This window comes from Nocardioides sp. NPDC057577 (assembly GCF_042801335.1).
In the GTDB taxonomy this organism is placed as follows: Bacteria; Actinomycetota; Actinomycetes; order Propionibacteriales; family Nocardioidaceae; genus Nocardioides.
In genome coordinates, this window is the sequence record NZ_JBHVGB010000027.1 from 1 (window position 1) to 20,383 (window position 20,383).

Consider the following 20,383-nt stretch of genomic DNA (forward strand, 5'->3'; position numbering starts at 1 on the left):
ACATACATGTGAAACCGGTTCACCCGCCGGTCCGGGATCGATGGCCCCGCCGCGAACGGGCGGGGACATCAGAACCGTACAACGAACGGACGGGGCCGATCGACGGATATTGTGCTCCGCCGACCGGCCCCGGACCGGTCACTCCCGGAAGGCGCGGTGCTTACACCCGCGGCTTCTCGCGCATCTCGTACGTCGCGATGACGTCGTCGACCTTGATGTCGTTGAAGTTTCCGAGGTTGATACCGCCCTCGAAGCCTTCGCGGATCTCGGTGACGTCGTCCTTGAAGCGACGCAGACCGGAGATGTTGAGGTTCTCCGCGATGACCTTGCCATCGCGCAGCAGGCGCGCCTTGGTGTTGCGCTTGACCTCGCCGGAGCGGACCAGCACACCGGCGATGTTGCCCAGCTTGGACGAGCGGAAGATCGCACGGATCTCCGCCTTGCCGAGGACCTTCTCCTCGTACTCCGGCTTGAGCATGCCCTTGAGGGCCGCCTCGATCTCCTCGATCGCCTGGTAGATGACCGAGTAGTAGCGGATCTCGACACCCTCGCGATCGGCCAGCTCCGTCGCCTTGCCCTGCGGGCGGACGTTGAAGCCGATGATGATCGCGTCGGAGGCAGCAGCCAGGTCGACGTTGGTCTCGGTGATCGCACCGACACCGCGGTCGATGACCCGGATGGAGACCTCGTCGCCACCCACGTCGATCTTGGCCAGTGCGTCCTCGAGCGCCTCGACCGAACCGGACACGTCGCCCTTGAGGATGAGGTTGAGCTCCTGGCTCTCGCCCTTCTCCATGGAGGCCATGAAGTCCTCCAGCGTGCGGCGTACGCGGCGCTTGGCCTGCTGCGCGGCACGCTCGCGTGCCTCGCGCTTCTCGGCGATCTGGCGAGCCATCCGGTCGTCCTCGACGACCAGGAAGCTCTGACCGGCACCCGGCACCGCCGAGAGACCCAGGACCATCGCCGGACGCGACGGGGTCGCCTCGGTGATCTCGTGGCCGTACTCGTCGATCATCGCGCGGACGCGGCCGTGGGCCGGACCGGCGACGATGGACTCACCCACGCGCAGCGTGCCGCGCTGGACCAGGATGGTCGCGACCGGGCCGCGGCCACGGTCGAGGTGAGCCTCGATCACGATGCCCTGCGCGTCCTGGCTGGCGTTGGCCTGCAGGTCGAGCGAGGCGTCGGCGGTCAGCACGACGGCCTCGAGAAGGCCCTCGATGTTGATCCGCGACTTCGCCGAGATCTCGACGAACATCGTGTCGCCGCCGTACTCCTCGGGGATGAGGCCGTACTCGGTCAGCTGGCCACGGACCTTGGTCGGGTCCGCCTCCGGCTTGTCGATCTTGTTGATCGCGACCACGATCGGGACACCGGCCGCCTTGGCGTGGTTGAGCGCCTCGATGGTCTGCGGCATCACACCGTCGTCGGCCGCGACCACGAGGATCGCGAGGTCCGAGGACTGCGAACCACGGGCACGCATGGCGGTGAACGCCTCGTGACCCGGGGTGTCGATGAAGGTGATCTTGCGCTCGTTGCCGTCGACCTCGGTCGAGACCTGGTAGGCACCGATGTGCTGGGTGATGCCACCGGCCTCGCCCTCGATGACGTTGGCGTCACGGATGGCGTCGAGCAGCTTGGTCTTACCGTGGTCGACGTGACCCATGACGGTGACGACCGGCGGTCGGACCGTCCAGTCGGACTCGTCGCCCTCGTCGCCGAGCTCGATGTCGAAGGACTCCAGCAGCTCGCGGTCCTCGTCCTCGGGGGAGACGACCTGGACGATGTAGTTGAGCTCCTCACCGAGCAGCTCGAGGGTCTCGTCGTTGACGGACTCGGTCGCGGTGACCATCTCACCGAGGCCGAACAGCATCTGCACCAGCTGGGCCGGGTCGACGTTGATCTTCTCGGCGAAGTCGGTCAGGCTCGCGCCACGAGCCAGGCGAACGGTCTCGCCGTTGCCCTTGCGGACCCGGATGCCACCGATGGTCGGGGCCTCCATGGCCTCGAACTCCTGGCGACGCGCCCGCTTCGACTTCCGGCCACGGCGCGAGGGACCACCCGGGCGACCGAAGGCACCCTGGGTCGTTCCGCGACCACCGGGACGACCGGCACCGGGACGACCGCCACCGGGACCGCCGCCGAAGCCGCCGCCACCAGGACGACCGGCACCGCCGCCGCCACCGGGACGCCCACCGGCGCCCGGACGACCGCCGCCACCACCGGGACGACCCGGGGCACCGGCACGACCGCCGGGACCGCCACCAGGACGGGCACCGAACGCGGCCGGGGACTTCGGCATCATCGCCGGGTTGGGACGCGGCATGCCGGGACGGCCACCGGCCTGGCCACCCTCACGGGCAGCAGCAGGACGCGGGGGACGCTGGTCGCCGCCGGCCGGGGCACCGCCCTGGCCACCTTGACCCTGGCCTCCACCCTGGCCGCCGGGACGCGGACGCCCCATGCCCTGGTTGGAGGAGAACGGGTTGTTGCCCGGGCGCGGAGCACCGGGCTTGCCGACCGGACGCGGTCCGGGGCGACCGGCACCAGCGCCGCCGGCACCACCCGCGCCACCGCGGGCCGCAGGGGTCTGCGGACGAGCGCCGGGCTTGGGGGCACCAGGCCGAGGCGCACCCGGCTTGGGGGCGGCCGAACGTCGGTCGCCGCTCGCCGGAGCGGCCGGGCTGGGCTTGGGAGCGGCCGGGGCCGATGCCGCAGGGGCGGCCGGCGCGGGCTCGGCCTTCTTGACCGGGGCCTTCGGGCCCGGCTTGGGCGCAGCCGGCTTGGTCGCCGCAGGAGCCTCGGCAGGCTTCTCGGGCGCCGTGTCCGCAGCCTTCTTGGGAGCCGCGGGCCTGGGAGCCGCGGGCTTGGGGCCGGGCTTGGGGGCAGCAGGCTTCTCGTCCGCAGACGCGGAACCGCCGCCCTTCAGGCCGGGGCCGATCTCCTTGCGGAAACGCATCTCCGCAGGCAGCTCGACGGTCGAGCTCGCCGACTTGACGAACTCCCCCATCTCCTTGAACTTCTCGAGAACAAACTTGCTCTCGACCCCGAACTCTTTGGCGAGCTCGTGGACTCGGGTCTTAGCCACAATTCTCCTTCTGGCCACAGACCCAAATCCTGGGTGAAACCTGTGACCGTTAGTGGTTGTAGAACACGCTCATCGCGAAGTACTCATCGAGTGCTCATGAGCTTTTGCTCCAGTTCCTGGTCGGTTGACCGTCGGCGACGGTCGTGGGTGTCTGGCGCGGGTCGAGGTATTCCTCCACCGGCGCGCTGGAAAGCCCACCCTCGGCCCGCAGGGCCCTGGTGAACGCCTTCCGGCGCACCGCGAGTTCGTAACACTCACGCGTGGGGTGCACATGCGCCCCTCGCCCGGGTGCGGTGGCAGTCGGATCGGGCACCACGGCCGGCTGGCCGTTGCGGTCCGAGCCGGCGGTCACCCGCAACAACTCGCGCTTGGCGGCCCGCTTCCGGCAACCCACGCACGTACGGACAGGTCCGTTCTGCGTAGTTTCTTCGAGGCGTGCCACCGATCCTTAACACTACCGCTTCCGGGGTTCGGTAGACGAAACCGGGGCACCGGTCGTTCTTATTCCGTGACCCGTCCTCAGCAGCTGGCGGCGATCACAGGACGGCGGCGATCTCCGGCCACGCCCGCAGGCCGAGCTCGCGGTCGGCCGCCTCCGAACCACCCCACGCGAGCCGCGGGCTGAGCGGGAGCACCGGCTCGCCGGGCAGCACGACCCGATGGCCGGCATCGGGATGAGTGACCACGATCGTCTCCAGGTCGTGGGCCGTACGCCGCCGCCGGACCGCCTCGGCGGAGAGGACCGAGGGCCACAGCGCGTCGTCGCCCCCGGCGACCAGGACGACGTCGCCGGCGATGCGCTCGACCGGGACGGTCGCGGCAGGCACCCGGTCGGCGTACTTCTCCAGGGCCGAGAGGTAGGCCTCGCAGAATGACGGGAGCTCTCCGTGCGCCTCCGTCACCGCGTCCTCGATCGCCTCGTCGTCGAACGGCACGAACGGCACCTGCTCACCACGCAGCGTCCACGAGGACCGCTGTGGACGCTCCTCGCTCAGGCCCGCCCAGGAGACGTACGTCGGGGAGATCCCGACCACGGCGTCGATCTCTGGGTGCAGGGTTCCGAGCAGGAGCGCGGCCTGGGCACCCCAGGACGTACCGAGCACCACCAGCCGCTCGTAGCGGGAGTGGAGGTCGGCGAGGACGTCGTCGAACGTCTCCAGCGGGATCAGCCGGGCCTGGCCCGGCTGTCCGGGACCACCGAAGTAGCGGATCGACGCCGCAGCCACCCCGTGCGAGGCGAGCATCCGGCAGCGGTCGGTCTCGATCCGCCCCGAGGACCCCGAGAGCACGAGTACGCCGGTGCTGGCCCCGTCCGGCTCCAGCAGGACGCCCTCGGGGTCGGTCAGAGCGGTCTCACGCACGATCAGGCGACCGGGGTCTCCTCGTCGGAGCGGATGTCGATGCGCCAGCCGGTCAGGCGAGCGGCCAGGCGGGCGTTCTGCCCCTCCTTGCCGATGGCCAGGGAGAGCTGGTAGTCGGGCACCACGACACGGGCCGACTTGGTCGCCTCGTCGATGATCTGCACCGAGGAGACCCGGGCCGGCGAGAGCGCGGAGGCGACGAGCACCTTGGGGTCCTCGGACCAGTCGACGATGTCGATCTTCTCGCCCTGCAGCTCGGACATGACCTGGCGGACCCGCTGGCCCATCGGGCCGATGCAGGCGCCCTTGGCGTTGACGCCGGGAACGGTCGACGTGACCGCGATCTTGGTGCGGTGGCCGGCCTCGCGGGCGATCGCGGAGATCTCTACGGTGCCGTCGGCGATCTCGGGCACCTCGAAAGAGAAGAGCTTCTTGACCAGGTTGGGGTGCGAGCGCGAGAGCGTGATCTGCGGGCCGCGCATGCCCTTGCGCACGCTGACCACGAGCGCCTTGATCCGGGTGCCGTGGCTGTAGTCCTCGCCCGGCACGCGCTCGGAGAGCGGGATGACGCCCTCGAGCCGGCCCAGGTCGACGAGCACGTCGTCGGGGTTGCGGCCCTGCTGGATGACGCCGGAGAGGATGTCGCCCTCCTTGCCGGAGAACTCACCGAACTTCACGTCGTCCTCGGCGTCGCGCAGCCGCTGCAGCACGATCTGCTTGGCGGTGGTGGCAGCGATCCGGCCGAAGCCCTCGGGTGTGTCGTCGTACTCCCCCACGACGTTGCCCTCGTCGTCGACCTCGGCCGCCAGCACGCGTACGTGCCCGGTCTTGCGGTCCAGGTCGACCCGCGCCTTCGTGTGGGCGCCCGCGGTCTTGTGGTAGGCGGTCAGCAGCCCCTGCTCGATCGCCTCGACGAGCACATCGAGCGAGATCTCCCGCTCCCGCTCCAGCATCCGCAGGATGCTCATATCGATGTCCATGGCCTACTCCCCCTCGTCGATCCGCTTGAACTCGATCTGCACAAGCGCCTTCTTCACGTCCGCGTACGCCACCTCGCGACGTTTGCCGCTGACCTCGAGGCTCGCCCGCTCGTCGTCGGACTCCTTGACCCGGCCGGTGAAGGCAGAGCCGTCGGTGATGGTGACCTTGACCAGGCGACCCTTGTTACGGCGCCAGTGGCGCGGCAGGGTCAGCGGCCGGTCGACACCGGGCGAGGTCACCTCGAGCGTGTAGGGCTGCTCGCCCATCACGTCGGACTCGTCGAGGACCCGGTTGACCTCACGGGTTGCCTCGGTGACCTCCTCATGGGTGATCCCGCCGTCCTTGTCGACGGCGATCCGCAGGATCCGGCGCTTGCCGGCCGGCGTGATCTCCACGGCCTCGATGTCGAAGCCCAGGGCCAGAAGCGGGTCTGCGAGGGCCTTTTCGATGGCACTCGCGATCGCGTCCTTCCGCTCAGCACTCAACGCGATCTCCCCCTGCATCCTGTTGTCTGTTCCTGTTGTATGCGCCTTCGAGCACGCGGTACTTCTGGTGACACCATACCTGTACGCCTCGGGTGTCTCGAACAGCGCGCGGCGGTGTTGGAAAGCCGCTGACGCGACTCCCGCCGGGTGTCGTTAGGGTTTCTCACGTGGCCAGCGCACGTACCCTCCGGATGCTCTCGCGGCGCACCACTGTGGGTGTCGCCGTGGTTGCCCCACTGGCCGCCTCGGCCTGTTCGGCCTCGGAGGTGCTGGATCCTGTCAAAGCACCTCCACCCAGCACTCCCCCGGCCCCCGCCAACCCCGACCAGAGTGTGATCGACGCCACGGTCGCGGAGATCCTCGGCGCCGACGAGGGCGCCCCGGCCGCGTTCGTGCAGCTTCATCGCGTGCACATCGAGGCACTGGCGCCGACCAAGGGCGTGACCGCGGCCTCGGCGACCGGACGCTGGCAGGAGCGCCAGCTCGCCCTGGTCACCACGCTCACCGCCGCGGCCGGGCGCGCGGCGGACCCGCAGCTGATCACGCTGCTCGCCTCGGCCGCCGCCGGCCAGCAGCAGCTCCTGCACGGACGGGGGCTGGCATGACCACGGCCACCTCGGCCTCGACCGAAGCGGTCCAGGCGGCGCTCGCGGTCGAGCACTCCGCGATCTACGTCCTGGGCGCCCTGGGCGGGCGCACCTCGGCGACGTCCTCGCCGGCCCTGGCGCGGGCGCTCACCGATGCGTACGACGACCACGTGAACGCCCGAGAGGCGCTGGCCGCGCACGTGGTGGCCGCCGGGATCGAGCCGGTCGCGCCCTCCGCCGTCTACGACCTGCCCGGCCGGATCGGATCGGAGGCCGGCATCGGCGCCGCGGCGCTGCGGCTGGAGCAGGACACCACCGCGACCTATCTGTCGCTGGCTCCGAAGGCGACCGGGACCGACCGGACGCTGCTCATCGGTCTGCTCTGCCGGGCGGCCGCGCGGCAGCTCGACCTGGGCGCGAAGCCGCGAGCGTTCCCCGGGACCTGATCCGCACGAGCCGACGTGACCGGCGAAAACGAACGTGGCCCGCGAACCGTCCGGCGCGGGAGACTCCCGAGATGTCTCCCGAGACCGGGCGGCTCGCGGGCCAGGTTTTGGCCTGGACACGAGGCCTGAGAAGCCGCCTGGGGGCGGTACCTCTCTTGCAGAAGTATGCAATCCCCGCCGAGACTGGCCCAGACCCGTAAAATCGCATTGCAAGAACTTGCAACTTTTCCCGGCGTCATTCCCAGGAGCGAATGATCTGGTGTATGTCGCCCAGTCGCTGTGCGACGGCGTCCGGAGAGCCCTCGCTGTGGCCCAGCTGGCTGCTCGGGATGTTGCTGTGCGGGATGTGGATCGCCCGCAGACCAGCCTTCTGAGCACCGTACACATCGTCGTAGAGCCTGTCGCCCACGTAGACGCATCGAGACGGATCCGAGACCTTCACGGCCGCCATCGCCGCGTGGAACGCCTCCTCGGCGGGCTTCGTCCAGGGCACCTCGGAGGTGTAGACGTCGCCGTCGAGCAGGTCGAGCACCCCGTCGCGCTCGAAGAACCCGCGGTGCCACGCGCGCGGCCAGATCGTGTTGGACAGCACCCCGACACGTACGCCGTCGGCGCGGAGCGCCTCCCACAGCGGCCCGACCTCGGGGTCGGTCAGGGTGTGCGGCTCCCAGAACTCGTAGTAGGCGTCGAGCAGCTCCGGATCGTGCTCGAGCCCGGCCTCGTCGAAGAGGTCGCCGATCACCGAGCTCTGCTGGGAGTCGCGGCTGCGGGCCCAGATCGTCTCTCCGGCCTGGTGCAGCCTGGTCGCATTGACCGGGTGGTCGTCGTCGCAGGCACCACTCACGGCCTGGGCGAGCGCCAGCGACTCCGCGTGGAAGTCGATGTCGTGCCACTTCGTCAGCGTGCCGCCCCAGTCGAAGATCACCGCGTCGATCGCCATGGCCACGACCCTACCGACGCCCTGACTCACATACGCCCGGTCTCCACATAGGAGCGGTGCCAGGAGAGCGCCTCACCGAGCAGATGCGGTGTGTGCATCGCGCCCGGACGCTCCCGCTGTGCGCGCTCGAAGTAGTCGGCGAGCCGGTCGCGGTAGTCGGGGTGGGCACAGTTGTCGATGATCTTCCGTGCCCGCGCCCGCGGAGAGATACCGCGCAGGTCCGCCAGACCCTGCTCGGTGATCACGACCTGCACGTCGTGCTCGGTGTGGTCGACATGGCTCACGAACGGCACGATCGAGGAGATCGCTCCGTTCTTGGCGGTCGAGGGAGACACGAAGAAGTTGAGGTAGGCGTTGCGGGCGAAGTCGCCCGAGCCGCCGATGCCGTTGACGATCGAGGAACCGGCGACGTGGGTGGAGTTCACGTTGCCGTAGATGTCGGCCTCGACCATCCCGTTGATCGCGATCAGTCCCAGCCGCCGGACCACCTCGGGATGGTTGGAGATCTCCTGCGGTCGCAGCAGGATCCGGCCCTTGTAGTGGTGGATGTCGTCGTTGAACCGCTGCGCACCCTCCTCGGAGAGCCCGAAGGAGGTCGACGAGACGCCGATCAGCTTGCCCGAGTCGAGCAGGTCGAGGAGGCCGTCCTGGATCGTCTCGGTGTAGGCGGTCAGGTGCTCGAACTCGGCGTCCTGGAGGCCGGCGAGAACCGCGTTGGCGACATTGCCGACGCCGGCCTGGAGCGGGAGCAGGCTGTGGTGCAGCCGGTCGTTGCCTACCTCGTGGCGGAGGAAGTCCACGAGGAGGTCCGCCATCGCACGGCTGTCGTCGTCGATCGGGCGCAGGGGCGAGTTGCGGTCCGGCTGGTCGGTCTCGACGACGGCGACCACCTTCTCGGGATCGACCCGGAGGTACGGATCACCGATCCGCTGCATCGGTGTAGTCAGCTGGATCGGCGCTCGCTGCGGCGGCAGCCGGGTGCCGTAGTAGATGTCGTGGAACCCCTCGAACCCGCGCGGCTGCCAGCTGTTGACCTCGAGGATCACCCGGTCGGCGTTGTCCAGCCAGGTCTTGTTGTTGCCGACGCTGCTGGTCGGGACGAGCAGGCCGTTGGGCAGGATCGCGGCCACCTCGACCACGGCGACGTCGAGGTCGCCGTAGAAGCCGAACCAGCTGTGCTGAGCGACGTGGGACAGATGTACGTCGACGTACTCGACCTCACCTGAGTTGATCTGCTGCCGCAGCAGCGGGTCGCCGTTGTAGGGCAGCCGCTTGGAGACGCCGTGGGCACCGGCCAGCACGCCATCGAGATCGGGTGCCGTCGAGGCTCCCGTCCATGCCTGGACCCGGAACTCCTCGCCCCGCTCGTGCGCCGCTCGCATCCGCTCCGCCAGCGCCGCCGGCACCGCCTTCGGGTGGCCGGCCCCGGTGAACCCCGAGAAGCCCACGGTCTCCCCCGGCGCGATCTGCTCGGCCGCCTCCGCGGCACTCACCACCCGCCGGCCGAGCCTGTGGTCGAGAATCCTGTCCCCCGTCATGGGGTCGATCTTGCCCTACCTCGACGCGGTCAACGCCCGATAACGCGCTCGAAGCAGACGCGGTCGTATCCCGGACCGTCATAGTCGGGCTGAGGCTCGGACACGGAGAACCCCATCGAGCGATGGAACCGGATCGACGTCGCGTTCTGCGGCCCGGTGATCGCCCGCACGACCTCGCCCCCGCGCTCGCGCACCTGCCCGAAGAAGCGCTCGTAGAGCGCCCGTCCCACTCCGGTCCCCCGCAGCTTCGGATCGGTCCCGACGAAGTGGATGTACGCCGCCCGCGGGTCGTCCTGGGACATGAACCCGATCAGGAACCCCCGCAGCTCTCCGCTCTCGTCCTCGACGATCGTCGAGGTGTCGTTGAAATGCTGGAAGAACAGCCGGGTCAGCATCAGGGTGCGCATCATCGTCGCGTGCGGGTCGCCCCAGTCGTCCCACCACTCACCCAGTCGCGCCTGGACCCGCACGTGGTCGTCCTCCGTCGCGGGCCTGAAGGTGAGATCGGGGTGCTCGCTGCTCATGACACGTCGATGCTCCAGGTCAGCTGCGTACGACGCCGACCAGGTGGGCCACGGCGTCGGCGAGGGCGACCTCGGTCCTCTCGCCGCTGCGGCGGTCCTTGACCTCGACCTTGCCCTCGACCAGGCCCTTGCCGACGGTGACGATGGTCGGGACCCCGATCAGCTCGGCGTCCTTGAACTTCACGCCCGGCGAGACCTTGGGGCGGTCGTCGTAGAGCACGTCGATGCCAGCGGCCTCGAGCTCACCGGCGAGCGTCGCGGCGGCCTCGAAGACGGCGGCGTCCTTTCCGGTCGCGACCAGGTGGATGTCGTACGGAGCGACGTTGCGGGGCCAGGCGAGGCCGATGTCGTCGAGGGTGCCCTCGGCGACGGCGGCCACGGCGCGGGTGACGCCGATGCCGTAGGAGCCCATGGTGACGGTGACGAGCTTGCCGTTCTCGTCGAGCACCTGCAGCCCGAGAGCGTCGGCGTACTTGCGGCCGAGCTGGAAGACGTGGCCCATCTCGATGCCGCGGGCAAGCGTCAGCGGGCCCGAGCCGTCGGGAGCCGGGTCGCCCTCACGGACCTCGGCGGCCTCGATGGTGCCGTCGGGGGTGAAGTCGCGGCCGGCGACCAGGTCGATGACGTGCTTGCCCTCGACGTTGGCGCCGGTGACCCAGCGGGTGCCGGTGACCACGCGCGGGTCGACCAGGTAGCGGATCTTCGAGACCGACTCCTCGCCCAGGGCCTCGGGACCGATGTAGCCCTTGACCAGCTCGGGGTGCTTCTTGAGCTCGACGTCGTCCATGGGCTCGACCTCGATCGGCTCCAGCTGGCCCTCGAGCCGCTTGATGTCGACGTCGCGGTCACCGGGCAGGCCGATGGCGAGCGGCTCGATGGTGCCGTCGGGGTGACGCAGCGTCACCAGCACGTTCTTGAGCGTGTCGCCGGCCTCCCAGGCACGGTCCTCGCGCGGGAACGCCTCGTTGAGGTGGTCGACCAGCGTCTGGATCGTCGGCGTCGCCGGGGTGTCCTCGGCGTGGGCGGCGGGCACACCCTCGAAGGAGAGCGCCTCGGGGGCCAGCGTCGTGACCGCCTCGACGTTGGCGGCGTAGCCGCCGGGCGAGCGTACGAAGGTGTCCTCACCGGCCTCGGAGACGGCCAGGAACTCCTCGGAGGCCGAGCCCCCCATCGCGCCGGAGGTGGCCTTGACGATGACGTACTCGAACCCGAGGCGGTCGAAGACCTTGACGTACGCCGCGCGGTGGGCGTCGTAGGCCGCCGACAGTCCCTCGTCGGTGTAGTCGAAGGAGTAGGAGTCCTTCATGATGAACTCGCGCCCGCGCAGCAGCCCCGCGCGGGGACGCGCCTCGTCGCGGTACTTCGTCTGGATCTGGTAGATCGCCAGCGGCAGGTCCTTGTAGGAGCCGTAGAGATCCTTGACCAGGAGCGTGAACATCTCCTCGTGCGTGGGCCCGAGCAGGTAGTCGGCGTCCTTGCGGTCCTTGAGCCGGAAGATGCCGTCGCCGTACTCCGTCCAGCGGCCGGTCGCCTCGTAGGGCTCGCGCGGCAGCAGCGCCGGGAAGTGCACCTCCTGGGCGCCGATCGCGGCCATCTCCTCGCGGATGATCTGCTCGACCTTGCCCAGCACGCGCAGCCCCAGCGGCAGCCAGGAGTAGATCCCCGGAGCGGCGCGGCGGATGTAGCCGGCGCGGACGAGCAGCTTGTGGCTCGCGACCTCGGCGTCGGCGGGATCCTCACGCAGAGTCCGCACGAAGAGCTGTGACATACGGGCTGTAGTTCCGGGCATGCGGGCAAGCGTACGGCTCGCGGGACCGCTCCCGCGAACCGGTTGGAATTGGCGTTGCAACCCCGGCAGCACCCCGCGCATCTTTACTTTCATGAGAGGTATCCGAATCCCGGCACTGGCCACGGCCATCCTTGCTGCTCTCATGCTGTCGGCGACGCTCCTGTCGCCGGCTTCTGCCGCTCCGTCCATCAGCGTCCGACCGCTCCCGCTGCCCATGGGAGAGCCGCCCACGGTCCCCTACATCGCGGGCTCCGCGGGTGACTACGACGTCGTCGACGGTGACACGAGGATCTCGATCCCGATGTCCGGATCCGGGCACGCCAACCTTCTCGGCGCCTCCGGCAACGGCTATCTGGTGCGCGTCTTCCCTGAGCACCGCATCGTGCGCGTGGAACCGGGGAAGGCGCCGAAGGTGCTCATCGACCTGGGCCTGTCCGAAGACGCGAGGCTCTCCTCCAACGGCCGCTACCTGCTGGTGCTGACCTACCCGAATGACAACGCCGTGGCACGGGTCCTGGACGCCACGACGGGGCGTCAGGTGAGCGCTCACGGGTTCCGGGTCCGCTCTCGGGTGATTCCCCTCGACGTACGCGGGACGACGGTCCTGGTCGGCGCCCACTCACCCGCCCGTACCCTCACCTGGAACTGGAGCACCGGAGCGATCGTCACGATCGCGAACCGGACGGCGTACGTCGCTTCCTACGCCACCGATCGGCTGGCGACCTACGACAGCTTCTCGGGGCAGCCGGAGTGCACGTACGTCTCGAAGATCTCCACGCCCGGCGCCACGACCTGGCGCACGTGCTCCGAGAAGGTCGTCTCCTTCTCCCCCGACGGCGCTCGGATCGCCACCGCGCAGAACGACGGCGGCGCCGAGCACGTCATGCGCCGCAGCATCAACGGCACCCTGCTGACCCGTTACACCAACATGAACGGAGTCTGGGTAGGACCTTGGGAGACCAGTTCCCGGATCCTGCTGCAGTCCTATCCCAACGACCGTACGACCTCCTGGCTGGTCCGCTGCGAGGCCTCGGTCTGCGAGCGCGCCGCCAAGGGACACATCGAGGACCTCCGATGAAGACGACACTCATCCGCGTGCTGGCAGGGACCGCCCTGGCCGCCACCACACTCTCGCTGCTCATGTCGCCGGCATCCGCCGCTCCGACCGTCGACGTACGTCCCCTGCCCCTGCCCGTCGGCGAGAGACCGACCGTTCCCTACCTGCACCGGCCCGCGGACACGTCGGTGTCGGTGGTCGACCCGGCGACCGGCATGAAGACGCCGGTCGAGCTGGTCGGCGACGACCTCGACCGGTTCGAGCTGCTCGGCCGTTCCGGGAAGGGGTTCGTGCTGCGGGTCACCAACCGCAACATCGACGACATCGTCCGGGTGCAGCTCGATGTCCCGCAGAAGACCCTGAAGTCCATGTACTACGCGGACAGGGCCAGGCTGTCGGCCGACGGCCGCTACCTGCTCAACACCGCCACGTTGACCAGCGGCGGGATCCAGGCCCAGATACGCAGCGCCAGCACCGGCGCCGTCGTCGCCCGGCACACCTTCAAGGCGTCCACCAGGCCCGACCCCATCGACGTGAGCGGCACCCGGGTGCTCCTCGGCGGCTTCGGTACTCCGCGCACGATGATCTGGGACTGGCAGTCCGGCACGATCAAGACGATCGCTTCCCGGGCAGCGTACGCGGGCAGCTTCGCATCCAACCGTCTGGCGACGTACACGAAGGACCCCTCGAACCTGGACGCCTGCTCGGTGGTCTCCACCGTCTCCGCCCCCGGCACCACGCTGTGGCGGGGCTGCCTCGAGGCGGTGGCGTCGTTCTCGCCCGACGGGGCCCGGTTCGCGACCAACGCGATCGAGCACGAGAACCATGCGGACGTGGTCCGCCGCCGCAGCCTCCGGGGCACGCTGCTGACCACCTACCGCAACCCGAACGGGGTGTGGATGTACGCCTGGGAGACCAACACCCGCGTCCTGATGAGCTCTGCCGCCACCCGTGAGTCCTGGCTGGTGCGCTGCGAGGTCGCGGACTGCGAGCGAGCCTGGAGGTCCTACAGCTGAAACTCAGAACATGATGGTGGAGAAGCGGGCCGTCTCAAGGAAGCCGGCCCGCTCGTAGGCACGACGCGCGGGAGCGTTCCACTCGTTGACGTAGAGAGAGACGCGTGGGGCGATCTCGCTGCGGACGATGTCGCAGACCGCGGCCATCCCGCGGGCGGCGAGGCCCTCGCCGCGGCGGTGCTCGGGCACCCAGACCCCCTGGATCTGGGCGGCCTCGGGGGTCGCGCAGGCGACCTCGGCCTTGAAGACGACCTCGCCGTCCTCGATCCGGGCAAAAGACCACCCGCGCGAGATCAGCTGGAGCACCCGGGCACGGTAGAGGTCGCGGCCGCCGCCGGTCTCCGGCGAGATCCCGACCTCTTCGGTGTACATCGCCACGCACGCCGGATAGAGAGCGTCCATGTCGGCGCGGACGGTGCGGCGCACGAACGGGTCCGGATCGACCATGCTCTGCAGCTGCTGCTCGAGATGAGGCTGCTCCCAGCGCTGGTCGCGCGGTGTGCCCCAAGACTCGCCGATCGATCCCCACAGCGCCCGCACCGCGGGCTGGCGCCCGACGATCGTCGAGACGGTGCGGATGCGGCTGCGGGCCCGCTCCCCGAAGGCGTACGCGTCCTCCTCGGTGGCCTGGATGGGGACCAGGTTGGCGCCGACGTGACAGGCCGCGACCAGGTCGCCGCCGTCCCAGCGGCCCCAGATCTCACCGCCGAGCCAGCGCGGCTCGAGGTTGGTGGTGCGCGCCCGGTATTCCGCGAACACGTTCACCACCGGATCCTGTGCGGTCAGGTCGAGGAACGCGCTGAGATCACCCGCATGCAGCGGGCGGATCCCCTGGCGCGTCGTCAACATGTCACCGAGCCTAGGGCCAATCCGGTCGTACGTCGCCCTACGGCTCGCGGACCGGATCAGGCGCCGCTGTCGAAGGCGGCTTGGATCTGCGTCATCCGCTCCCGAAGCACCGTCTTCCGCTCGGCTTGGGCCATGCCTACGGTATCGCCCCACAGCGCCCGGCCCGCCATGACGCCGCTGGCCCCCAAGGCCTGTGCGTCGACGAGCCGCTCCCGGAACTCGCCCCAGGACATCCCATCAGACCTAGCGACCCACCGTCGAGGAGGAACCCCACTCATCCGCAACGCATCCGTCGTCGCCTGGTCCGGCGCCAGCTTGAGATAGACGTCGCGTGAGGTGAAGTCGGTCAGCCTGGACAGCATCGCCAGGCACTGCGGCTCCCGACAGTACGGCTCGATGAACACGAAGCCATAGGTATGGACCTTCGCCAGTACAACCGCGGCTGCGGCAGCACATCCCATCGGAAGGTGAGTGAAGCCGATCTTGATGGCCGAGGTCGGCTTCGAGGGCACCGGGAGCGCGCGAAGGTCGGCGGTGGACCTGACGTCTGCCATGCCCACACAGGTCGGAACAACCCGCGCTTCATTGGCTCTCTCCTGCGATACGACCAATCCCCACTGCGGCATGTCCAACACCAAAGGGAGCACCTCAGGTCGAATGTCGACACCGCTGACGCTCGTGAACAGGCGAGTGTCAGCGTGATCGATGGCGATCCACAACGAGGTCATCTGCATCAAGTCCTGAAGGAACTCCTCGGCTCGACGTAAGCCTCGAGGACGCGCACAAAGTATCAGACAAGACGCGCCGTATCTCACATGCTCACGGCGAATAGCGCATCGTTTCCAGTCCTGAAACGTGTCCGTAATTCCACCCCCTACCGGCGCCGCGACCGGGCATACTGAAATGCCAGCAATCGCCGAGGTCGCCCGTGGAATACACCGCCAGTGCCTTCAATGAAGAGTTCCGCGCCTGGGTCAGGGGCGTCACCGGCAGCTCAGTGGGCGAGTTGCCCGGGCACTCCAAGTCGATCAACTACAAGATGACCTCCGCCGACAATCTGCTGGTGCTACCGGTCCTTCGCCAAAAGGTCGAGGCCTGTGCCCCGAAAAACTTGGCCGGTGAGGCGCGAGACGCCTGGGTCAGGCGTGAGTTGGACGACTGGGAGGTCAAATGGCGGCTGGCCGAGAGGTCATCGAGAAGCCAGACGCGCAGTGTCGAAGCGACCAGCCGTCCAAAGTCGAACCACCTCAGCCTGCCGCGAGCAAGGGTCACTCACCTACAGCCCCCAGGCAAGACCGAGAGTCCGCTGGCCGCAGTGCTGGACGATTGGCTCTCGAGGACCTGGTCGAACCTGATGTTCATCAGCGGGTCATCCGGATCGGGCAAGACGACGGAGATCCGCCTGTGGATGGCGCAACAAGGAGCCGCCCACTATCTGACCCTGCTCGATGGACCGATCGTCGGACGACTCCGGTCGGTCCCCCAGACGCAGGACAATGTCATCGTCATCGACGATTTCGACCCGTTCCCGTCCCTCGCCAACGGAGGCAAGCCGGACCTGAGCAAGCTGCGCAGCCTCTTCGCCGCCAACTACCGGTGCATCGTCTTGAGCAGGCGCAATCCGAAGGCGGAACTGGACAACCTCGCCCAGCAGCTTCGAGACACCGACCGGCTCGACAGGATCGGCGCAAAGGCGCCGGAGGTCGTCCTGGTCAGGCCTTTGACCCAAGGGGCACTCAGGAAGTTCGGCCAGGAACGCAAGGACGCCGAACTCATTCGCCTTGCCGATGTGATCCCGCAGGCATTGAGCGACGAGCTGGCCAGCCCTATGGTCCTGCGGCAGCTGTCCATGCGGTTGGACAAAGACGCATCCGTGCCGAAGACACGGTGGGAGGCGTACTCCGTCTACCTGTCCTATCTGACCAAAACCACGTCAGACGACGGCTCCCACATCCCGCCCCAGTGCAGGCACCGGATCTACCAAGACATAGCGTGGAGCATCTGCACCAGCCCGAACGAAGTTGATCCCCTTCGACCGCTCTCCATCCCCACCACGCAGGTCGGCACGACCATCATGGCGCAGGTTCGCGAGGAACCGAATGTTCCGCATCCTGACGACCTCGAGCCTCGCGAGTGGACTACCGACTTTCTTCGCTTGGACGAGATCTTCAGGACTCTGACCGGAACACTCGACAAGCGCGGCGCAGCCAGATTCACGCACCAGAGCTACTACGAGTTCTTCGTCGCTGCCGCCATCACCGCGCGGCTTCGACAGCCCGAGACACTTGACCTCAAGGCGGCAGGGGTGGCTGAAGCGATCATGGACTCGCCCGTCATGACGTTTCTGAAACCAAGTCTGTCCGAGACGGACCATCAGACCCTCGAGGGCTTCTGCGCCGTCACAACACTGCCATGGCTCGACAGGCTCCTGTACCTGTACCTGCTGGAGGAGCGTCCAGGATTCAGAGACCTGCTGGCTCGGGCGCCAGCTGACTACTGGGCACATCTCGAGTCCGCGCGCCAACCCTTCGACTCCCGTTTCCTCCAGAATGCCATCCTCTACCAGCGCGTCGTCGCCGAGCGCGCGACGGCCTGGGAGTACGTCAGACGTCTGAGAGCCGATGAGAAGAAACCCAACCGCGCGCAGAGGGAACAGGCACTCGCCTTCGAACGTGACGTCCAGGGATCGTCCGCCGAGATCTCAGCGTCACTGGTCGCACGACTGACGAACCCCGAACTGAAAGCGGCAATACCGATCACGGTCTTCCGCCTCGGTCAGATGGGCGACGAGAGCTGTATTTCGGTGCTCAAGGACCTCCGTCGCGGCGACCGACGGCTGGACGACGCCGTGCGGCGTGCCGTCGCGGGTATCGAGCGCCGACAGGCTCAGTCAGTACTCGCCGCCGTCCGCGACGATACATTGCCCGTTGATGGCGCTGGCGACGTCAGAGGCTAGGAAGACACAAACTTTCGCGACGGCATCGGCGGTCACGAACCGGTGTCCGGGGATGCGTGCGGCCCGGTAGGAGATGTACTGATCGACAGTGACACCCTCCTTGCGAGCGTGCTTGACGAAGATCTGCCGCGACGACTCGCTCCACATCGGGCCTGGTGCGACGACGTTGGCCCGGACGATGCCCTCCTCCTCCTGCGCGATCGCCTGGGCGAGCCCGGTCAGCGCGTGCTTGGACACGCCATAGGCAGCCCGTCGTGACGGCGTACGGATCCCGAAGACCGAGCTGACCAGGACGACCGCGCCGGACCGGGCGGCCCGCAGCTTGGGCAGCGCGAGCGAGGCCGTGCGCCACGCCGAGGTCAGGTTGAGGTCGAGGGTCAGCTGCCACTCGGCCTGGTCGATCTCGGCGACGGTGTCGGGGCTGGGGTTGATGCCGGAGCAGTTGATGAGCCCCGACAGCGTCTCGAACCCGGCGAGCGTCTCGGCCAGGGCATCCACGCCGTCGTCGGTGGTCAGGTCAGCCTCCACCCGTGCGAGGGCACCGGTCTCGTCGGCCAGGTAGGCCAGCTCGGTGGTGCGGCTGTAGCCATGCACGATCACCGGCGTGCCGTCGGCACTGAGCCTGCGGGCAACTGCACTGCCGAGGTCGCCTGTGGCTCCGAGGACAAGCACCGGTGGCCGAGACTGCGCGCCCGGCGACTCAGGCAGTGTGCTCATGGCGCTCCTTGATCCGTTGGATCGCCGTCCTCACCACGACCTCGTGGGTGGGCGGCAGACCAGTGAGAGCTTCGAGATGGCTCAGGCAAGTGATATCACCCATTTGCCCGAGCCGATATGCGGTTATCGGAATCGCCGGCGCGAGAACCGGATGCTGCAGCCGTCGGATCAGAGCCCCGGTGATGTCGGTGTCCATACGGAGCGCGTCGCGCTCCCGACCGACGGTGCGTGGATCCTCCTCACGGTCCAGGATCCGCAGGTAGCCGTCGACCGGCACCCGGCCGCGCAGGATCAGCTGGAACATCGCCGCCTTCCGCAGGAACAGCGACTGGAACGCCTCCAGCACGAACTCGAGCTCGTCCCAGTAGCGCTGCGGCGCCTGGTCGAGGAGGTCGCCGTAGTCCTCCCGCTCCTCGGTCAGATACAGGCAGATCAGCCGGTCCATCCAGGACAGGCTCTCGCGTACGCTCAGCCGGGCCACCGCGTCGAGGTCACCGGGCTGGAACCCGGCCTTGAGGAAGGTCATCACCATCCCGCCGAGGTGCATGTGGACGAAGCGGGCGCCGTCGAGCGCCATCGCGCGGCCGTCGCGTAGCCGGTCCCGGATGCTCTCGGCGACGAAGTACCGATAGAAGGTCTCGTGGGCGAACTCCGCCGACTCCACCGAGTCCCTGGTCCGGCCGGTCACTCCGAAGGCCTCGGAGTGATCGAGCAGATCGGCGATCCACTCGTACGTCAGGAAGTCACGCTGCCTGGTGATGTCGAGGTCACGCTGCAGGTTGGCGAAGAGCCACTCCGAGACGCGCGGGACCGGGATCAGGTCCTGCTCCTGCGAGCCCGGCTCATCCATCCCGGTGAACAGGTCCCACGCGATGTCGCGGTAGGTCTGGAACCGCACCCGACTGGGGATGCGGGAGCTCTTCCGGTCCCAGGGCTGACCGCAGATGTGCTTGAGGTGGACGGTGTAGCCGTCCCACAGCGTCCGGGGAGCCGGAGCGCCCTCCTCGATGGAGGCGTAGAGCTGCTTGAGGACCATCGGCGTCGCCGGAAAGAACCCACCGCCCCGCTCCATCTCCGCTGCCAGGTTGCGCAGCTTCTCGTCGCCGCCGCGCTCCTCGCCGAGGGCGCGGACCTCGACCGGGGAGATCGGCTCGACGCGTACGACCATCGGGTCCTCGACGCCGAGGTCCTCCAGCCGGGCCGCACTGCGCAGCTGCTCGGCGAGCTCGTCGCGCTCGGTCTGCAGGTTGCGTTTGCTGATCACCACGAACCGTCCACCCCGGCCGAACGCCGAGCGCAGCTCGCTCAGGTCGGGCCGGGTGACGCCGTGCTCTTCGGCGCTGGAGGAGATCAGGTCGAAGTCGTCGATGACGATCGGCGAGCGGTCCTCGCCGACCATGTCGCCGTAGTCGACCGCACCGTCACGCAGGCTGATGTAGCGCACCTGCTGCTTCGAGGCGGTCCACTCCCTGGCCTCGATCGTCTTCCCCGAGCCCGAGGGTCCGGTGAGGAAGAACAGGTTGGACTCGGTATTGTCGAGCCACCGGCCGAGGGCCTCGACGAGCGGGATCGTGGCCTGCTCGGTCGTCAGCCCGCTCAGCGCCGCCACCCGAGCCCGCGGGAAGGTCAGCCGGGAACCGGTGGCGGGCACCGGTGCCGCCGTCGTCGCTGGGCCCAGCACAGGCACGGCCACCGCGGTGTCCTCGCCACGCCAGGCGTACGCCTTCCACCACTTCGCCTGCCAGATGCCTGTGTTCTTCCGGATCCACTCACCCCGATGGGCCGGGTCCAGGGTGCGCGGCACAGCGCCGCCGACCACGCGGATGAGCTCGTCGAGCGGCATCAGCTTCGAGCCGGACGTACGCCGGTAGAAGGTGCTCCGGGCCATGGCCACACCGGCGCCGCCGTCAGCTTTTCCGGTCACCTGGCGGACCCAGGCGCGCAAATCGCCGTTGAACTGCTCGGGTGAGAGAGATTCGTCGGTCATTTCCCCTCGCCGAGTCGTCGCGAACGCGGTTGAGAGTATCTCGCAGGCGTCCCAATTCTGTC

At 68.4% G+C, this 20,383-nt stretch carries 18 protein-coding genes; 5 read left to right on the top strand and 13 right to left on the bottom strand.

What is annotated here, in order from left to right; genetic code table 11:
• Positions 1-160: 160 nt before the first annotated feature.
• From infB to rimP, 5 genes are all read right to left on the bottom strand, one after another.
• Positions 161-3,088, bottom strand: coding sequence for a translation initiation factor IF-2 (gene infB / locus ACFU7D_RS08255; protein ID WP_378865612.1), 2,928 nt, complete (start codon positions 3,086-3,088; stop codon positions 161-163).
• Positions 3,089-3,182: 94 nt separating this feature from the next.
• Positions 3,183-3,530 carry a YlxR family protein gene (locus tag ACFU7D_RS08260; RefSeq protein ID WP_378865615.1) on the bottom strand — a complete coding sequence of 116 codons (348 nt, stop codon included), beginning with the start codon at positions 3,528-3,530 and terminating at the stop codon, positions 3,183-3,185.
• A gap of 94 nt (positions 3,531-3,624) precedes the next feature.
• On the bottom strand, positions 3,625-4,449 hold the full coding sequence (locus ACFU7D_RS08265) for an alpha/beta fold hydrolase (RefSeq protein WP_378865618.1): 825 nt from the start codon (positions 4,447-4,449) through the stop codon (positions 3,625-3,627).
• A gap of 2 nt (positions 4,450-4,451) precedes the next feature.
• Entirely contained in the window at positions 4,452-5,429 is a 978-nt protein-coding gene (nusA, locus tag ACFU7D_RS08270; RefSeq protein WP_378727894.1) for a transcription termination factor NusA, read from the bottom strand.
• Between the two features lie 3 nt (positions 5,430-5,432).
• The gene (gene rimP / locus ACFU7D_RS08275) at positions 5,433-5,915 is read right to left on the bottom strand and encodes a ribosome maturation factor RimP (RefSeq protein ID WP_378727893.1); all 483 of its coding nucleotides are present in this window, start codon (positions 5,913-5,915) and stop codon (positions 5,433-5,435) included.
• A gap of 167 nt (positions 5,916-6,082) precedes the next feature.
• Here rimP and ACFU7D_RS08280 point away from each other — a divergent pair, with 167 nt between their 5' ends.
• Together ACFU7D_RS08280 and ACFU7D_RS08285 are read left to right on the top strand one after the other, a co-directional pair.
• Positions 6,083-6,520: a hypothetical protein gene (locus ACFU7D_RS08280; protein WP_378865621.1), complete on the top strand. Its 438-nt coding sequence runs from the start codon at positions 6,083-6,085 to the stop codon at positions 6,518-6,520.
• Positions 6,517-6,948: a DUF4439 domain-containing protein gene (locus ACFU7D_RS08285; protein WP_378727891.1), complete on the top strand. Its 432-nt coding sequence runs from the start codon at positions 6,517-6,519 to the stop codon at positions 6,946-6,948. Before ACFU7D_RS08280 ends, ACFU7D_RS08285 begins: the two co-directional genes overlap by 4 nt.
• A gap of 235 nt (positions 6,949-7,183) precedes the next feature.
• Here ACFU7D_RS08285 and ACFU7D_RS08290 read toward each other — a convergent pair whose 3' ends face one another.
• Genes ACFU7D_RS08290 through ACFU7D_RS08305 form a run of 4 tightly spaced genes read right to left on the bottom strand, consistent with a single transcriptional unit; the run spans position 7,184 to position 11,739 of the window.
• Entirely contained in the window at positions 7,184-7,888 is a 705-nt protein-coding gene (locus tag ACFU7D_RS08290) for an HAD family hydrolase (protein WP_378865624.1), read from the bottom strand.
• 26 nt (positions 7,889-7,914) lie between these two features.
• The gene (locus ACFU7D_RS08295) at positions 7,915-9,426 is read right to left on the bottom strand and encodes an acetyl-CoA hydrolase/transferase family protein (protein ID WP_378865627.1); all 1,512 of its coding nucleotides are present in this window, start codon (positions 9,424-9,426) and stop codon (positions 7,915-7,917) included.
• A 29-nt stretch (positions 9,427-9,455) separates the two neighbouring features.
• Entirely contained in the window at positions 9,456-9,950 is a 495-nt protein-coding gene (locus ACFU7D_RS08300) for a GNAT family N-acetyltransferase (protein ID WP_378865629.1), read from the bottom strand.
• Positions 9,951-9,969: 19 nt separating this feature from the next.
• Positions 9,970-11,739 (bottom strand): proline--tRNA ligase, encoded by a 1,770-nt coding sequence (locus tag ACFU7D_RS08305; protein WP_378865632.1) that lies wholly within the window; start codon positions 11,737-11,739, stop codon positions 9,970-9,972.
• Positions 11,740-11,830: 91 nt separating this feature from the next.
• On the opposite strand from ACFU7D_RS08305, the gene ACFU7D_RS08310 reads away from it, so the two are divergent.
• Both ACFU7D_RS08310 and ACFU7D_RS08315 read left to right on the top strand, forming a co-directional pair.
• Complete coding sequence (locus tag ACFU7D_RS08310; protein WP_378865634.1) at positions 11,831-12,817, top strand: hypothetical protein; 987 nt, start codon at positions 11,831-11,833, stop codon at positions 12,815-12,817.
• Positions 12,814-13,812: a hypothetical protein gene (locus tag ACFU7D_RS08315; RefSeq protein WP_378865637.1), complete on the top strand. Its 999-nt coding sequence runs from the start codon at positions 12,814-12,816 to the stop codon at positions 13,810-13,812. Before ACFU7D_RS08310 ends, ACFU7D_RS08315 begins: the two co-directional genes overlap by 4 nt.
• Positions 13,813-13,815: 3 nt before the next feature.
• Here ACFU7D_RS08315 and ACFU7D_RS08320 read toward each other — a convergent pair whose 3' ends face one another.
• Positions 13,816-14,661 (bottom strand): GNAT family N-acetyltransferase, encoded by an 846-nt coding sequence (locus ACFU7D_RS08320; RefSeq protein WP_091049798.1) that lies wholly within the window; start codon positions 14,659-14,661, stop codon positions 13,816-13,818.
• Between the two features lie 56 nt (positions 14,662-14,717).
• On the bottom strand, positions 14,718-15,398 hold the full coding sequence (locus tag ACFU7D_RS08325) for a hypothetical protein (RefSeq protein ID WP_378865640.1): 681 nt from the start codon (positions 15,396-15,398) through the stop codon (positions 14,718-14,720).
• Between the two features lie 191 nt (positions 15,399-15,589).
• On the opposite strand from ACFU7D_RS08325, the gene ACFU7D_RS08330 reads away from it, so the two are divergent.
• Positions 15,590-17,617 (top strand): hypothetical protein, encoded by a 2,028-nt coding sequence (locus tag ACFU7D_RS08330; protein WP_378865642.1) that lies wholly within the window; start codon positions 15,590-15,592, stop codon positions 17,615-17,617.
• On the opposite strand, the gene ACFU7D_RS08335 is transcribed toward ACFU7D_RS08330, so the two are convergent.
• Positions 17,552-18,334, bottom strand: coding sequence for an SDR family NAD(P)-dependent oxidoreductase (locus tag ACFU7D_RS08335; protein WP_378865645.1), 783 nt, complete (start codon positions 18,332-18,334; stop codon positions 17,552-17,554). The genes ACFU7D_RS08330 and ACFU7D_RS08335 overlap by 66 nt on opposite strands.
• Entirely contained in the window at positions 18,318-20,321 is a 2,004-nt protein-coding gene (locus ACFU7D_RS08340) for a hypothetical protein (protein ID WP_378865648.1), read from the bottom strand. Before ACFU7D_RS08340 ends, ACFU7D_RS08335 begins: the two co-directional genes overlap by 17 nt.
• Positions 20,322-20,383: the final 62 nt, after the last annotated feature.

Bases quoted from the DNA above. Each gene is read 5' to 3' on its own strand.
- nusA (WP_378727894.1), bottom strand. From the start codon at position 5,429: ATGGACATCGATATGAGCATCCTGCGGATGCTGGAGCGGGAGCGGGAG.
- ACFU7D_RS08285 (WP_378727891.1), top strand. From the start codon at position 6,517: ATGACCACGGCCACCTCGGCCTCGACCGAAGCGGTCCAGGCGGCGCTC.
- ACFU7D_RS08290 (WP_378865624.1), bottom strand. From the start codon at position 7,888: ATGGCGATCGACGCGGTGATCTTCGACTGGGGCGGCACGCTGACGAAG.
- ACFU7D_RS08295 (WP_378865627.1), bottom strand. From the start codon at position 9,426: ATGACGGGGGACAGGATTCTCGACCACAGGCTCGGCCGGCGGGTGGTG.
- ACFU7D_RS08300 (WP_378865629.1), bottom strand. From the start codon at position 9,950: ATGAGCAGCGAGCACCCCGATCTCACCTTCAGGCCCGCGACGGAGGAC.
- ACFU7D_RS08305 (WP_378865632.1), bottom strand. From the start codon at position 11,739: ATGCCCGGAACTACAGCCCGTATGTCACAGCTCTTCGTGCGGACTCTG.
- ACFU7D_RS08310 (WP_378865634.1), top strand. From the start codon at position 11,831: ATGAGAGGTATCCGAATCCCGGCACTGGCCACGGCCATCCTTGCTGCT.
- ACFU7D_RS08315 (WP_378865637.1), top strand. From the start codon at position 12,814: ATGAAGACGACACTCATCCGCGTGCTGGCAGGGACCGCCCTGGCCGCC.
- ACFU7D_RS08320 (WP_091049798.1), bottom strand. From the start codon at position 14,661: ATGTTGACGACGCGCCAGGGGATCCGCCCGCTGCATGCGGGTGATCTC.
- ACFU7D_RS08335 (WP_378865645.1), bottom strand. From the start codon at position 18,334: ATGAGCACACTGCCTGAGTCGCCGGGCGCGCAGTCTCGGCCACCGGTG.
- ACFU7D_RS08340 (WP_378865648.1), bottom strand. From the start codon at position 20,321: ATGACCGACGAATCTCTCTCACCCGAGCAGTTCAACGGCGATTTGCGC.